12 protein-coding genes are annotated in these 15229 nt (G+C 66.8%); all 12 read right to left on the bottom strand.

Going from position 1 to position 15229, the window contains the following annotated elements:
* Nucleotides 1–96: 96 nt before the first annotated feature.
* Nucleotides 97–1449, bottom strand: coding sequence for an APC family permease (locus WKW82_RS02475; RefSeq protein ID WP_340340660.1), 1353 nt, complete (start codon nt 1447–1449; stop codon nt 97–99).
* A complete protein-coding gene (locus tag WKW82_RS02470; RefSeq protein ID WP_340340659.1) occupies nt 1446–2519 on the bottom strand; it encodes a phosphotransferase enzyme family protein in 1074 nt (357 codons plus the stop codon). The genes WKW82_RS02475 and WKW82_RS02470 overlap by 4 nt, the downstream gene beginning before the upstream one ends.
* A gap of 17 nt (nt 2520–2536) precedes the next feature.
* Nucleotides 2537–3832: an aspartate aminotransferase family protein gene (locus WKW82_RS02465; protein WP_340340658.1), complete on the bottom strand. Its 1296-nt coding sequence runs from the start codon at nt 3830–3832 to the stop codon at nt 2537–2539.
* 32 nt (nt 3833–3864) lie between these two features.
* Nucleotides 3865–4860 (bottom strand): WD40/YVTN/BNR-like repeat-containing protein, encoded by a 996-nt coding sequence (locus WKW82_RS02460; RefSeq protein ID WP_340340657.1) that lies wholly within the window; start codon nt 4858–4860, stop codon nt 3865–3867.
* 16 nt (nt 4861–4876) lie between these two features.
* Nucleotides 4877–7264, bottom strand: coding sequence for an efflux RND transporter permease subunit (locus WKW82_RS02455; protein WP_340340656.1), 2388 nt, complete (start codon nt 7262–7264; stop codon nt 4877–4879).
* Nucleotides 7265–7474: 210 nt separating this feature from the next.
* On the bottom strand, nt 7475–9124 hold the full coding sequence (locus WKW82_RS02450) for a DUF1302 domain-containing protein (protein ID WP_340340655.1): 1650 nt from the start codon (nt 9122–9124) through the stop codon (nt 7475–7477).
* 18 nt (nt 9125–9142) lie between these two features.
* Entirely contained in the window at nt 9143–10531 is a 1389-nt protein-coding gene (locus tag WKW82_RS02445; protein WP_422823392.1) for a DUF1329 domain-containing protein, read from the bottom strand.
* 274 nt (nt 10532–10805) lie between these two features.
* A complete protein-coding gene (locus WKW82_RS02440) occupies nt 10806–11174 on the bottom strand; it encodes a hypothetical protein (RefSeq protein WP_340340654.1) in 369 nt (122 codons plus the stop codon).
* 61 nt (nt 11175–11235) lie between these two features.
* Nucleotides 11236–12507 (bottom strand): fumarylacetoacetase, encoded by a 1272-nt coding sequence (fahA, locus tag WKW82_RS02435; protein WP_340340653.1) that lies wholly within the window; start codon nt 12505–12507, stop codon nt 11236–11238.
* A gap of 502 nt (nt 12508–13009) precedes the next feature.
* Nucleotides 13010–13834 carry an orotidine-5'-phosphate decarboxylase gene (pyrF, locus tag WKW82_RS02430; RefSeq protein WP_340340652.1) on the bottom strand — a complete coding sequence of 275 codons (825 nt, stop codon included), beginning with the start codon at nt 13832–13834 and terminating at the stop codon, nt 13010–13012.
* A gap of 52 nt (nt 13835–13886) precedes the next feature.
* On the bottom strand, nt 13887–14678 hold the full coding sequence (locus tag WKW82_RS02425) for a uracil-DNA glycosylase family protein (RefSeq protein WP_340340651.1): 792 nt from the start codon (nt 14676–14678) through the stop codon (nt 13887–13889).
* Nucleotides 14675–15229: a ribosomal protein S18-alanine N-acetyltransferase gene (gene rimI / locus WKW82_RS02420; protein ID WP_340340650.1), complete on the bottom strand. Its 555-nt coding sequence runs from the start codon at nt 15227–15229 to the stop codon at nt 14675–14677. The genes WKW82_RS02425 and rimI overlap by 4 nt, the downstream gene beginning before the upstream one ends.

Here is a 15229-nt window from a genome sequence, read left to right as displayed (position 1 = left end):
TACACATGGCATTTTGTTACGGCAACACGGCCGCGGCAATACAGGGCCTTCGCACGCCGCGACCTCTGGAGCGCCGCCATGCGGCCCCTGCCGCTCTTACGCCCCGACGCGCGAATCCAGCGCTTCATCAACCGGCAACACCTCCGAAGCCGGCCGCCCGCGCAGCACCACCACCCACAGCAGCAACCCAGCCATCAGCCATCCCGCGCCAACCGCCAACGCCAACGGACTCAGACTCAGCAACAGGCCCACGCTGACCAGCAACCCGATGCCCGGCAGCAGCCGATGCCGCACGAAGCGCACCGTCTTCTCGTGCTTGCCAAAGAAGCGCAGCACCGACAGATGCAGCAGCAAAAAGCCCCCGAGCGCGCCGAAGTTGATCATGGTCGACAACTCATCCGCATGGTCCACGCCGACGAGCGCGACCAGCAATGCGATCACCGAGGTCAAAAGCATCGCCACATGTGGCGTGCCGTGCTTGGCATGCACACGCCCGAGCACGCGCGGCAACTGGCCGTCGAGTCCCATCGCATACATGAGCCGCGCCACGCCGGCACAGATCGGCACCATCGCGACGATGGCCGCGACCACCACGGTCCAGGTCATCACCCCGCCGAGCGTCGGGCCCAGCGTGGCATTGGCCACGTCATAGGCCAGTGAAGCCGGGTCGCCGACCTTGAAGCCCACCATCAGGTCGCTCAGCAGCGAAGCCTGCACCACGAACAACACGCCGGTCAGCAGCAGGCTCAGCATGATGGCGCGGCCGATCAGGTGGCGATGCTCGGGGCGCACCTCTTCGCTGAGCGTCGAGATGCCGTCGAAGCCCAGGTATGACATCACGCCCAGTGCCACGCCGGGCAGCAGCGACTGCCAGACGATGTGCGCAGGCCAGAGCGACAGCGTGCTCACGTGGCCCGCACCCTTGCCGCCACTCAGCGCGATGACCGCGGCAATGATGAAAGCCCCGACCGCCGCCACCGACACCCAGAACAACACCGCGTTGATGCGCGCGCTGACGCCGATGCCGAACCAGTTGACCGCCAGCGTCACGAGCACCAGGCCGACCACCCAGGCCTCGCGCGGGATGGCCGGGGTCTGGCTGTTGAGCCCGATCGCCGCGAACACGCAGGTCAGCGCCGGGAACAGGATGTAGTCCAGCAGCATCAGCCAGCCGGCAAGAAAGCCCGCGAACGGGCCGAGGGCGACGCGGGCATAGGCATACACCGAGCCCGCGCGCGGTACGCGTTCCACCATGGTCGCGTAGCTGGCCGCGGTGAAGACCATGCAGCCCATGCCCAGCAGGTACGCCAGCGCCGGCGTGCCGCCCGAAGTGACGTGCAGGAAGCCGAAGATGACCCACGGCGCCACCGGCACCATGTAGGTCATGCCGTAGATCAGCAGGTCGGAGAAACGCAGGACCGGTCGCAGCTTGCCGTCTTGATGGCTCATGTGGGCTCCAGGGAAGGACTTTGCGTTGCAGATGCAGAGGAAACCGGTCGGCGAGCGCGCTGTGCCAGGTAGTCTTCGACCACGCCGCAGGCCAGCTCGATGAGCATCGGCGTCAGCTCGATCGCGGTGGCCGTGCCCTTGCGCTCATGCACCCAGCCCAGGTAGGTGGTGCTGCGTGCTGCGAGGAACATCGGCAGGCTTGCAAGGGCTTGATCGCTCAGGTCGCGGCGCCGCCGATAACCTTCGACGAGCGCGGCCTGCGCCACGTCGTAGTACGGCTCCGCCTTCAGGAAGTACAGCGAGGTCGCGACGTCGAACAGGTGCCAGCCGAAGCCTGCGTCGTCGAAGTCGATCACGCGGACGTCGTCGCCGTCGACGAGGAAGTTTTCCGGCACCAGATCCGCATGGATGAGGCCGTAGACCTGCGCGGACTTGCCGATGGCGAGCAGGTCTTCGCGGATCGCCATGCGCGCGGAGCCGAGCAAGCTGCGCTGCGAGGGCAGCAGCGCCTCCAGTTCCCAGAAGCGGCCCCACAGCGGGCGCAGGCCGGCGAGACCTTCCTCGCACCAGCTGTGACGCGCGAAGCCATCGACCGGCTGCCAGCGGCTCGATTGGTTGTGCATGCGCGCCATGGTCTCGCCGACGATGCGGTACTTGCGTGCGATCTCTTCGTCGCCGCCGCTGACGCCCTCTTCCACCGAGCCGAGTTGCCGGCCGTCGATCCACTCGATGATGTCGACCTGGTGGCCGATGGAACTGGTCGTGGCACCAATGACTTCGAAAGGCCGGCCATAACGCGACGCGATGACGCGCGGCACCTGCAAGCCATCGCGTTCGAGCGCGGCCATCCATTCGGATTCGGAGCGCAGTGCATCGTCGGAGTGGTAGCCCTGGCGATGGACGCGCAGCACCACCTTGCGGCCGTGTTCGCAGTCGACACGGAACACCGCGTTCTCGCGCACCTTGATGAGATGGATGCCAGCCGGCTTCAGGTCCCAGTGGATCAGGGCCGAGAGTGCGATCTGGCGGAAGGCGTGTTCGTCGGGCGTGGTGTGCAGCGTGTCGGTCACGGCGTGGGCTCCGTGACCTATGCGGCGACGCGCAGCGAAGACATCACGCGGTCGAGCGTCTCGATCAGCTGGTCCGCATTGCCGCTCGTGAAGGGCATCGGCGGGCGGATCTTCAGGATGTTGTCGAAAGGACCGATGCGGCTGATGAGCACGCCGGCGCGGCTCATCGCGTTGATGATCTCCTTGGCGGCATCGGTCGCCGGCGTCTTGGTCTCGCGGTCCTGCACCAGTTCCACCGCGAAGAAGAGTCCTCGTCCGCGCACATCGCCGATCAACTCGTGGCGCTGTGCCAGATCGCGCAGTTGCGCCAGCACATCGTCGCCTGTGGTCTTCGCGTTGGCGACCAGGTCTTCGTCCTCCAGCACATCCATCACGGCCATGCCTGCCGCACACGACACCGGATTGCCGGCGAAGGTGTTGAAGTACATCGGGTTCAACTCGGTGAAGCGCTCGACGATGTGGCGGCGCGCGATCACCGCGGCCATCGGATGGCCGTTCCCCATGGGCTTGCCGAGCGTCACGATGTCGGGCACCACGCCCTGCACCTGGTGGCCCCAGAAGTGGCTGCCGAAGCGGCCGAAGCCGCCCTGCACTTCGTCGGCGATGAAGTAGCCGCCGGCCGCGCGCACCTGCTCGGCGACGCGGCGCATGTAGCCGGCCGGTTGCGTGGGCAGGCCTTCGGAGGAAAGGCCGGTGCACAGGATCATGCCGGCGAACTTGCGGCCGCCGTCTCCGAAGCTGGCGATGGCCTTGTCGACCTCGGCGCAGTAGCCGTCGACCAGCGTGGCATCGTCTTGCTGGCCGCGATCACGGTACGGGTCGATGACCGGGATCATGCGCACGTCGGGGCCGCGCTGGTCGGGCGTGCTGAGGATGGCGCTCACCTGCGATACCGCCGCCGTGTTGCCGTGGTACGAGTGGGCCGTCGAGATGACGCCGGTGCCGCCGCTGACTTCACGCACCATGCGCAGCGCGAGCTCGTTGGCCTCGCTGCCGCTGCAGCAGAACATCACCATCATGTCTTCCTGCGCGAAGGTCGCGGCCAGGCGCTCGGCATAGCGCACGATGGTCTCGTGCAGGTAGCGCGTGCTGGTGTTGAGGGTGCGGGCCTGGGCGCAGATGGCATCGACCACGCGCGGATGGCAATGGCCCACGTGGGCGACGTTGTTGTAGGCGTCGAGGTACTTCTTGCCGTCGGCGCCGTGCAGCCAGACGCCTTCACCGCGCACGATGTGCAGCGGCTTTTCGTAGAAAAGCGGTGCGCGCTTGCCGAGGATGTCGAAGCGGCGCTGGAGGAGTTCTGTGGATGACATGCGATGTCCTTCTTCGGATGTGTTGTGTGTGTTCAGCGGCCGGCGGATTCGACCGGACCGTTGCGCGACAGGAGGAGTGCCTTGCCGTCGGGCAGTAGCGCGGCGGCGGTGAGGCTGAGGCGGTCTTCGCGTATCTCGGGCTTGACGTGCGAACCACCGTCGTTGCTGTGCAGAACGAGGCCGTCGAGGCCCACGGCCAGCACCTGCTTGCCACGCGCGGCCAGGCCGGTGATCGACGAGGTGCTGCCGGTGTCGATGCGGTCCCAGTGCGCGCCGTCGTCGGTGCTGCGATAGAGAGAGCCGCGCAGGCCGCCCACCACCCAGGCGCCGTCCGCAGCCACGCCGGTCCAGAACGAGCCCTTGTAGCCCGTCTCGACGTAGCGCCATGCATGGCCCTGGTCTTCCGAGACCAGCACCATGCCCTTCTCCGCGGTCGCGATCAGACGGCCCTTGCTGTCCGCGAACAGGCTCAGCAAATTCAGGTCCGCGGTCTTGCCGCCGGGGGGCGGCGCGAGCTTCTGTTCCTTCCAGCTCTTGCCGCCGTCCTCGGTCACGAGCACCAGCGACCACAGGCCGACGGCCACGCCGTGGCCGGCGTCGAAGAAGTGAACGGCGAAGAGCGGACGGTCTTCCTGCGCGGCCATGCGTTGCACCACCCAGGTATCGCCGCCGTCCTGCGTGTGCAGGATCACGCCGCGATGGCCGACGGCCCAGCCCTGCTTGCCGTCGACGAAGCTGGTGCTGTTGAGCTTGACGTCGACTGGCACCGACTTCGCCTGGCGCCATGCCTTGCCCGCGTCGTCGCTGAGCAGCACGACACCGTGGTCGCCGACTGCGACGAAGCGCGGGCCGGCACTGGCGATGGCCAGCATCTCGGCCTTCAGCGCATGGGCCACGCGTTGCGCTGGCACGAGCGCGGACGGCGCGCCATCCACCGGCGCCTGCGCGCAAGCCGCGAGACTTGCAAGGCCGCAACCCAGGGCCACGATCGATGCACGCAGGCTGCGCGAGAGGAATGCGTTGTTCATGTTCCTGCTCCCCTCTTCAATGGCTCAGCAAGCCAGGCGCACGCATCGGCACCTTGCGCGGGAACAACCTCTCCAGCCACACCGCAAAAGCCGGCAGCGCGGTCATCGCCATGATCATGTTGACCATGAACATGAAGGCCAGCAGCTTGCCCATGTCGGCCTGGAACTTGAGGTCGGAGAAGGACCAGGTCGCCACGCCGACCGCCAGCGTGATGGCGGTGAAGATGGTCGCGGTGCCGACTTCCAGCATCGCGTGCTCCACCGCCTTGACGATGGGCTGGCCCTTGCTCAGGTGCAACTGCAGCCGGTTGTAGATGTAGAACGCATAGTCCACGCCGATGCCCACGGCCAGCACCATCACCGGCAGCGTCGCCACGGTCAGGCCGATCTGCAGTTCCTTCATGAACCAGTAGCCGATGAAGGTGCCGACGGTGAGCGGCAGGCAGCAGGCCAGCACGGCGCGGAAGTCGCGGTACACGGCGAACACCAGGATCACGATGGCCGCGTAGACGTACAGCATCATCGGCAGCTCGCTGTGCTCGACTTCTTCATCGACGGCGGCCAGCACACCGGCGTTGCCCGAGGCAAGGCGGATGGTCACGCCGGGCTGCGGATGCGTGTCGCGGAAGCGCTTCACCGCATTCACCACGCGCTGGATGGTCGCGGCCTTGTGGTCGGTGAGGAACAGGTGCACGGCCGTCATGCTGCAGTCCTTGCGCATCGTGCCGCGGATGCGCGAGATCTCGGCCGCCAGCGCGGCATAGTTGCCGGGGTCGGTCGGCACCACGCTCATTTTCGGATTGCCTTCGTTGTAGCCCTCGTTGTAGAGGCGCATCTGCTGCGAGAACGAGGACACCGAGAGCACGCCCTCCACCGGCTGCAGCGCCCAGGCGAAGCGATCCTGGTAGAGGCCGATGTCGATGTTGCTGCAGCTGTCGGGCGCAGCCTCGAAGACCACGGTGAGCCAGTCGAGGCCGGTGTCGTAGTTGGTGGAGATGGCGACCGCATCGCGGTTGAAACGCGCTTCGGGCCGCAGCTCCGGCGCGCCCGGTTGCAGCGTGCCGACCACGCGGTCGCTGCTCTGCCAGACGGCGGTCGCGAAGATCGCGCCCACCACCGCCAGCGTGATGGCGGCATTGCGCGGCTCGGCCACCTTGACGACCACGCGCAGCCAGCGCGCACGCGCCTCGCGCTGCACCATCGCACGGTCGGCATAGGACTTGGGCACGTCGAAGTACGACGCTGCCACGGGCAGCATGACCAGGTTGGTGATGATCTTGAAACCGACACCGAGCGATGCCGTGATGGCCAGCTCGCGCACCATCGGAATCGGGATCAGCAGCAGCGTGACGAAAGAGACGAAGGCCGTCACCAGCGCCAGCGTGCCAGGGATCAGCAGGCCCGTGAAGCTGGCCCGGCACGCGTCATGGCAGCTCTTGCCATGCGAGATCTCGCGCACGATGAAGTTGATCTGCTGCACCCCATGCGACACGCCGATCGCGAACACCAGGAAGGGCACCAGCACCGCCAGCGGATCGAGCCCGAAGCCCAGCAGGCGCAGCGCACCGAACTGCCACACCAGCGAGGTCAGCGAACACACGATCGGCAGCAAGGTGAAGCGCACCGAATGGCTGTACCAGTACACCGCGCCCGCCGTCAGCAGCAGCGCCAGCGCGCAGAACTCGATCACGGCCGAGGCACCGTCGGCGATGTCGCCGATCTGCTTGGCGAAGCCGATGATCTGGATCTCGAAGTCGGCGTCCTCGAACTTGTCGCGGATGTCCTTTTCGAGGATGCGGTTGTAGGCAACGTAGTCGAGCTTCTTGCCGTCCTTGTCGAACTCGATGAGTTCGCCCGTGACCATCGCGCTGGTCTGGTCGCGCGAGACCAGCGAGCCAACGAAGCCGCCCTGTGCGGTCGCCTGGCGGATCGCGGCGATTCGCTCAGGTGTGAGCTGCTCGGGCGTGATGGTGCCGTCGATCAACGGATCGGCGCGAAAGCCTTCCTCGGTGATCTCGTTGACGAAGCTGTTGGGCGTCCACAGCGACTGCACGCCGAGGCGCTCGACGCTCGGCAGGAACTTGACCGCCTCCGTCACGTCGTAGAGGCGCTTGAGGCCGGCCGGCGTCCAGATGCCGCCGTTGCGCGCCTTCACCACGATGTTGAGGCGGTTCGCGCCGAGCACGTCGTTGCGATATTGCTGGAAGGTGCGGATGTACTCGTGGCCGATCGGCATCTGCTTTTCGAAGCCGGCGTCCATGCGCAATTGCAGCGCGAGACCGCCCATGACCACGGTGAGCAGCGCGAGTGCGATGAGCAGCGGCTTGCGCCGCGTGAAGAAGAAGTCCTCGAGGCGGGCCAGCAGGCGCTGCACGAAGGAAGGGGCAAGGGTTTGAGAAGTCACGACGTGATCCCGTTGGACGCACTGAGGGCCCGGAAGGTGTGAAGATTTCGTAGCGAGGGCGCCGAGGCCGGGTCTGCGGCGCGGAACCGCACTCTCGTGCGGTGACAACGCAGTTGCGGCGAGGCTGACAATTGCGCGAAGCGCTTGTCATGCCGGAGCCAACATCGCAGGCCCGGGATCGGTGGCCGCAGTAGAAAGATTCGCGCCTTCCTAGAAGTTGCGCGACGCGTAGACGCCGATGAAGTCACGGTCACGCAGCGGCTGGTCGAACACCGATTCGCCGCCCCAGAACTTGGCGTAGTTGACGCCGAACTGCCAGGTCGCCGGGTTCTTGATGAAGGTCACGGTCAGGTTGACCGCTTTCGCGCCCTTCATGAAGTTGGCCGACAGGTTGGGCGTGCGGCCGCTCAGTGCCTGGAAGTAGTAGATCTCCGGCACCACCTGCCAACCCGGGATCAGCGTGCTGTCATAGGTCCAGCTGAAGTCGAAGTTGAAGCCGCTGGAGTACTTGCTGCCGACCGGGTATTGCGCGTTGGTCGCGGCATTGACCGCGTACTCGTTGCCCCAGCCCCAGCCGCCCGCGGCCACCGGGTCGCCGCCATAGGTGGGCTTGAGCTTCGGGTAGCCGATGACCACGGCCTCGGCCATCAGCGTCGCGGTCTGCGCGCCGAGGAACTTGAGCACCGGCTCGGCATTCGATGGCGTGAGACTCAGGATGCCGGTCAATGCCCACTGGAAGCGCTTCTGGTCGACCCAGCAATTGCCGCCCTGGCTCGAACAACCCGAGACGTTCGGCGAGATGAACACAGCATCCTTCGGCCGGTACGAGAGCTCGGTGCCGATGGCCCAGTCACCCAGCGGCATGTTCGCGCTCAGGCCGAACATCTTGCGGTTCTCGAGGTACTTCCACTGCGGGCCGAATTCGGTGAGCGCCAGGTTGGGCGTCTTGTCGGTGTACGTCATCGCATACAGGCCGAGGTTGAGCTGCGTGCCGTCCGGCTGGTAGCGCAGCGCGACGCCGCCCTGGCCGGTCTGCTTGGGCTTGGTGTCCTGGATGCCGTAGGTGTTGGCGCCCTTGCCCAGGCCGTTGGTGACGGACCAGTAGCTGCCGCTCGGCGGAAAGTAGCTCTTGTTCCAGTCGGTCTGCACATAGGCTTCGGCCGCAAAGCCGGCACCCAGCCCCGAGGCGACGCTGATCATCGGCGCGGGCAGCACCGCTTCCTTCAGCTGCGTGCCGGGCTGCGACAGCCGCATGATGTCCATCGCATTGGTGGCGTTGATACCGCCCGGTAGAAAGAGGCTCTCACCCCAGTTGACCACCTGGTTGCCGATCCGCACGCGGGCCGTCTGCTCGCCGATGGAGAAACTCTTGCTGACCCACAGGTCGAGCAGCCGGGCCTTGAAGCGCAGGTCGTCACGCGCGTCCGGTGCCAGCCCGTCGCGCGACTCGATCGGCGGCGCGGAACTGATGTAGCCCGTGGTGTGGGTGGAGGTGAAGTCCCTCAGCCAGCTGAAGCGGCCCATGAAGGTGACGCCCTCGGGCATCTTCAGCAACAGTTCATGGCTGCCCTTGAGGTAGGTGGTGAAGGCATCGCCCTTGCCGTAGTTCAGGTTGCCCTGGTCGCCCATGCCCGACAGCGGCGACAGCTCGCCCGGCGGGCCGCCGGTGTTGCCGGCGTTGATGAGCGTGGTGCTGGGGTCCTTCAGGCGCACGCCGGAGCCGAGGCTCACGGTGGAGTCGAAGCTGCCCTTGAGGCTCTCGGTTTCGAAGGTGAGCGCATGGGCGTCGGCCATGCCGAAGAGCGCGCAGGCCGTGGCAATGCAGGAAGGGACGAAGCGATGGCGCATGGTGTCGTTCATTCGTGTGTCGCCTGACGCTCAACGCTCGCTGATGGCACGCAGGTTCTCGGAGGTGTAGAAGCCCTCCTTGAACTTCGGCTCCTTCGACTCGACGACCCAGCGCAGGTCCTTGCCGGCGGCAAGCGGCGTCTGGTCGAACAGGTAGCGGCCCTCGGGCAGGTTGTATTGGACGAAGGCCGGGTTGTCGCAGCTGCCCGTCTCGTAGACCGGGATCACGAAGGACTCGCGCACCTTGGCGATCTTTCCTTGCGCGTCGTAGTCGTCGGCGACGACGGCGGACCAGCTGTCCTCGTCGAGGTAGAAGGTGCGCTTGGGCGCCGAGTGGCGCACGCCGGCTTTCACCGTGGCCTCGACCACCCAGACGCGATGCAATTCGTAGCGGCGGCTGGCCGGGTCGATGAAGTCCTGTTTCGCGACCTGCTCGAACTTGACCGAGGGGTCGTACATGCCGAAGGCGTTGTAGCCGACGTAGATTTCCTTCTTGCCGACCAGCTTCCAGTCGAAGCGGTCCATGGTGCCGTTGAACACGCGCGGCTCGTCCACCGTGTACTGGTTCTCGAAGCCGACCTGCGGCGCGTCATAGGCGTAGGTCGGCATGCGGCGCACGCGGCGCTGGCCGGGGAAGTAGTAGAAGGCTTCGCTCGGCTTGTCGGTGTAGAGCACGTACACCAGGCCCTGGCCCGCCAGCGCCGTTGGCGATTCGTAGGCGAAGTAGGTGTTGTACTCGACCGGGGGCAGGGTCGACAGCAGCGTCGAACCCTTCTTGCCCCAAGGGAAATAGTAGGTCTGGGTGGCCCCCGCCTGGACCCATTCCGTCGCGCCCTTGCGCGGCGACAGCGACACGTAGTTCAGCGGCCATTCGAAGCCGATGCCCGCGTACTTCATCTTGTAGTTCCACATCGCCTCGGCGCCGCTGGAAGGCATCGGGAAGGGAACGCCGGGGACCACTGCTTCCTTGAGGCTCCAGCCGTCATCGCCGAGCTTGGCGGTGCCGATGTTCTTCTTCGTGTTCTCCTGCACGAAGTCCGGCACGCTGCAAGTGCGGCGCGTGGGGTACACGTCCATGCGGTAGCCCTTGGTCTGCTTGATCAGTTGCACCTGGCCGGGCGAGAGCTTGTCGGCGTACTTGTCGACGTTCGATGCATCGATGGCGAACAGCGGCTTGTCGCCCTTGAACTTGAAGAAGTCCTCGCGCTTCTTGCCTTGCGACCAGCCGGGTTCGGCCGGCTGGATGACCGTGAACGCGGGGATGACGCCGTCCTTGTTGGCCGCCTTCTCGGCGCCGGTGGCCGTGAGGTCGGCACCCAGGCGGGATGCGTCGGGGGCGGCAGATGAAGTGGCTGCGTACAGCGAACAAGCCATGGCGATTGCAGCGGCGATGGCGGTGGGGGCGGATGTGGATCTCATGAATGAAACCTCCTTGAGTGGTGCGCAAGCGTCTGGATCGAGACGGGTGTGGGACCGCTGGAGCGGACACGTCAAAGGTACGTTTGCACCGTCGCGCCTGCTTGGACTGGCGTGCACAACCTGCCGGATTCGCGTGCAAGCGATGCGCGCGGCTTGCACGCTCGTGCGGCATGACGTGCACGCCAATGCCCGCCTTCGCCGCGATGGCTGCCTGCGTTCGACGGCGAGGCGGGCCGATGAGCCGCACCAGCGCTATCGCTTCACCCGCCCGCTCTCACGGCGTCAAGGAACACCCCGTGGCTGGAGATTCGAAGGGCAAGGTCGCGCCGGTCACGGTCACGGTCACGGTCACGGTCACGCTCACGGTCACGCTCACGGGCGCGGGCCAGGGCATCGGCGAAGGCATTGCGCGCGTGCTTGCGGCGACGGCGCAAAGCTCGTCATTGCCAAGCGCACCGCGCAGAACGGGCGGTGACGGAAGCATCAAGGCAGCGGGCGGCGAGGCGAGGCGACGCTGGTGTGGGCCGACGTCGGCCGGCGCGAGGAGATCCGCAAGGCGGTGGCCGTCGCGACGCAGTTCTACGGGCAACTCGACATCGTGGTGCACGACACGGCCGTGCACCCGGTCATTGCGATCGGGCAACTGGGCGATGAGGACCTGGAGCGCACGCTGGCGGCGAACCGCAAGCCGCTTAAGCCGCTTTTCAGAACACCGTTCCGCTCACCTCACCCAGGCCGATCCGTACCGCCCCCTTGCGCTCGCAATACCCGCGCAGCGTGAGCGTGTCCCCATCCTCGAGGAAGGTGCGGCGCTCTCCGTTGGGCAGCGCGACCGGGTTCTTGCCGCCGAGCGTGAGCTCAAGCAGCGAGCCGGCCTGATCGGGCTCGGGCCCCGAGAGCGTGCCAGAGCCGAGCAGGTCGCCCGGTTGCAGGTTGCAGCCATTCACCGTGTGGTGCGCCACCAGCTGCGCCGCCGTCCAGTAGGCGGCCTGCGCGGCGTTGCTGCGTGTAAGGCGCGTGGCGGGCACACCGGCGTCGCGCATCTTCGGCGTCTGCAACCAGACTTCCAGCGTGATGTCGAGCCCGCCGGTGTGCCGGTTGACGTCGCTGTCGAGGTACGGCAACGGCAACGGATCGCCCGCCGGTCGGTCGAAGGACCGGGCGCGAAAGGGGGCCAGGGCTTCCATCGTCACCAGCCATGGCGACAGGGTCGTGGCGAAGTTCTTCGAGAGGAAAGGCCCGAGCGGCTGGTACTCCCAGGCCTGCAGGTCGCGCGCGGACCAATCGTTGAGCAGAGTGACGCCGAACAGGTGCTGCTCGGCTTTCGCGATGCCGATCGGCTCGCCTTGCGCGTTGCCCTCGCCGATGAAGAAGCCCAGCTCCAGTTCGTAGTCCAGCCGCTTCGAAGGCCCGAAACTCGGCGCCTCCGCATCGGGCGCCTTGGTCTGGCCGTGCGGCCGCTTGAAGCGCTGGCCGCTCACGCCGATGGAGGAGGCGCGGCCGTGATAGCCGATGGGCACCCACTTGTAATTGGGCATCAGCGGCTGGTCGGGACGGAACAGCTTGCCGACGGTGGTGGCGTGATGGATGCCGGTGTAGAAATCGGTGTAGTCGCCGATGGTGCAGGGCAACGCCATCTCGACGTCGGCCTGCGCATACAGCGCCAGCTCCCAGTGGTTCTGCCGAGGGCTGCCCTCACGCAAGTCCTCGGACAGCAGGGCGCGCAGCGCGGCCCGTTCGGCGGGCGATGCCGACATGACGAGGTTCATGTCGGAGTGCTCCAGCACATGGGCGGCTTCGAGGTCCAGCACACGGTCGCCGATGGCCACGCCAATGCGGAACGGCTCGTTGCTGCCGGCCGGCCTGAAACGGCCGAACGGCAGGTTCTGGATCGGAAAGTCGCAACCCGCCACGTTGGCGGTCTCCACCCAACTGCGCAAGTTGGGGTCGTGCGTGGCGTTCAAGTCGTTGCTCATTGTTTCTCCCTGATCGATGCGTCGTGATGCGTGCCGGACGGGACGATGGTCATCTCGGGAACCTCCGCGAAAGCAGGACTTTGATAGTAGTGCGTCCTCGCCAAAAACTGCAGGGGAGAACCGGCATTCACGCAGGCATCGGGAAGCCGCATCCTTCGCGACGCCGGACGTCGTTCTCCGCCGAAGCCCAGGGCGGCCGACGGCGGCGAAGGCGTGTCATGGCAAGCCATTCATACGGCTTTGCATTCAATTGCAGAACAAGGCGGAGCGCCGCAGACAGCGCTGTAGCACGGCAAGGTGATCCAACGCAGTGATGCGGTTGAAGGCGAAGTCGTATCGCGCCTCCCACCGATGAAGCCCGCCATGCAGCGCAAAGCCGGGGCAGGCGCTGTCGTGGAACGGACTTGCGGCGGCGCGCTGGATCCAGGCTGATGCTGGAAGCAGTCCATGCGCAGGCTTGGACACCTCCAAGCGCAGCCGCATCGGGACTGCGGCCGTGGGCTCAGCGACGGGCCGCGTGCAGCATGTCTCGCGTCCGCTGCGCCTCGCGCCGCGCGGCTTCGGCGAAGTCGTCGCCGGCCGATGCGTAGCAAATGGCACGTGACGAGTTGACGACGATGGGCGCATCTTGGCGCCAGCCCGCTCGCACCGTCGCCACCGCGTCACCGCCCTGCGCGCCCACGCCCGGGATCAGCAGTGGCACGGTGGGGGCCAGCGCACGCACGCGTTCGATCTCGTCCGGGTAGGTGGCGCCCACCACGAGGCCGAGTTGGCCGTTGAGGTTCCACGGTCCCTGGGCCAGTCGTGCGATGTGTTCGTAGAGGAAGGGTTCGCCTTCCACGCCGGCCAGCCGCTGGCCCTGCAGGTCGGAGCCGCCGGGGTTGCTGGTTCGGCACAGCAGGAAGGCGCCCTTGCCCGCATGCCGCAGGTAAGGCTCGACCGAATCGAAGCCCATGAAGGGTGACAGCGTGACCGCGTCGGCACCGTAGCGTTCGAAGGCCTCGATGGCGTATTGCTCGGCGGTGGAGCCGATGTCGCCGCGCTTGGCGTCGAGGATGGTGGGCACATGGGGCGCGTTGCGGCGCATGTGCTCCATCAGTTGCTCCAGTTGGTCTTCGGCGCGGTGGGCCGCGAAGTAGGCGATCTGCGGCTTGAAGGCGATGGCCAGGTCGGCGGTCGCGTCGACGATGCGGGCGCAGAAGTCATAGATGCGACTGGCATCGCCCTTGAGCTGCGCCGGAAAACGGCTGGGTTCGGGATCGAGGCCGACGCACAGCATGGAGGCGTTTTGCTGCTCGGCCGTGCGCAGCTTGTAGAGGAAAGTCATGGGGCGGGATTCTAGGTTTCGCGGGGAGCACATCGCCCCGGGCTCCTGGGCCTCATGTCCCGCCGAACCGATCCGCAGCCAGGCAGAGATCGGCCCAGGCCTTGGCCTTGTCGCCCCGGTTGCGCAGCAGGTAGGCGGGGTGATAGGTCGCGACGACCTGCACGCCCGACGCACCCGGCAACTCGGCCGCCTGGCCGCGCAGCTTGCCGATCGGCTCATTGCGTCGCAGCAGGCATTGCGCGGCGAGCGGGCCCATCGCGAGCACCATGCGCGGCGCGACCGCCGCGAGGTGCGCATCGAAGCTTTGCGCGAAGGGCTGCGAGGCGGAGGCTGAGGAGGTGGCGCTCCGGTGCGTGCGCATCAGGTGCACGGGCACGGCGCCGCTGTCCAGTTGCAGCGCGCGCAGCATGTTCTCGAGCAAGCGGCCGGCCTCGCCCGCAAAGGGCTCGCCATGGCGGCCATCGGGCTGGGGCGGCATGTCGACCACGACCAGCCAGCCGCCTTGCGCCGCGCTGCCGCCGTAGAGGCGCTGCGGCGGCTCGATCTGCATGGCTTCCTCGCCCGCCGCTGAAGGGCGGACGGCGGGCGCGGGGGCCGGACCTTTGGCGGTCGGTCCGGCGGGGACCGGTCGCGGGGCGACTTCGGCTGGCGCGGCGCGGCGGGCTTCCGGCCGGCCGCCGGCCACGGCCGGCTGCGCGGGTTCGGCGGCTGGCGCGGCCTCGCGCGCCACGCGCAGCGCCGGCTCCGCCGTCGACGCCACCACGGGCTCAACCGGCCACCAGACCTTGACGCCCATCTCCTCCAGCATCGCGCGTTGCCGCGCATCGAGTGCGAGTGCGCTCATTTCAAAGGGCCCCAGGCGCTGGCCGATTCATTGAGCAGCAGGCTCATGACGATCGCGTCCTCGCGCTGGTTCTGCAGCGCCGGGTAGTAGCCCTTGCGCACGCCCACGCGGCGAAAGCCGCCCCGCTCGTAGACAGCTATCGCGCGCGCATTGGATGCACGCACTTCGAGCCAGAGCCATTGCGCGCCTTGCCCGCGTGACCATCCGGCCAGGGTTTCGAGCAGCATCGGCGCCCAGCCCTGGCGCTGGAATGGGGGCGCCACGGTCAGGTTGAGCAGATGCACTTCGTCCACGCCCTTCATAGCGACGAAATAGCCGATGAGCTCGACCGGCTCGATCCTCGCGCGCTCCCGGCGCGAGAGCGCATCGGCGTCTGGCGCGGGTCCCACCAGCAACTGGCAGTGGTAGCCGGCATGCATCGAATCGATGAAGTTGGCCCGCGTCCAGGGATGGGTGTAGGCGGACTGTTCGACGGCGCAGACCTGGTCGAGCCGCTCGATGACGAGCGGTTCGAGTCGTGCTTGCAACGGTGGCTGCGGTACGGCGCTCAT

The sequence above is a fragment of the Variovorax rhizosphaerae genome (assembly GCF_037889975.1).
Taxonomy (GTDB): domain Bacteria; phylum Pseudomonadota; class Gammaproteobacteria; order Burkholderiales; family Burkholderiaceae_C; genus Variovorax; species Variovorax rhizosphaerae.
The sequence above is the reverse complement of the archived record's forward strand: the minus strand, read 5'-3'. Positions and strand labels throughout refer to the sequence as shown.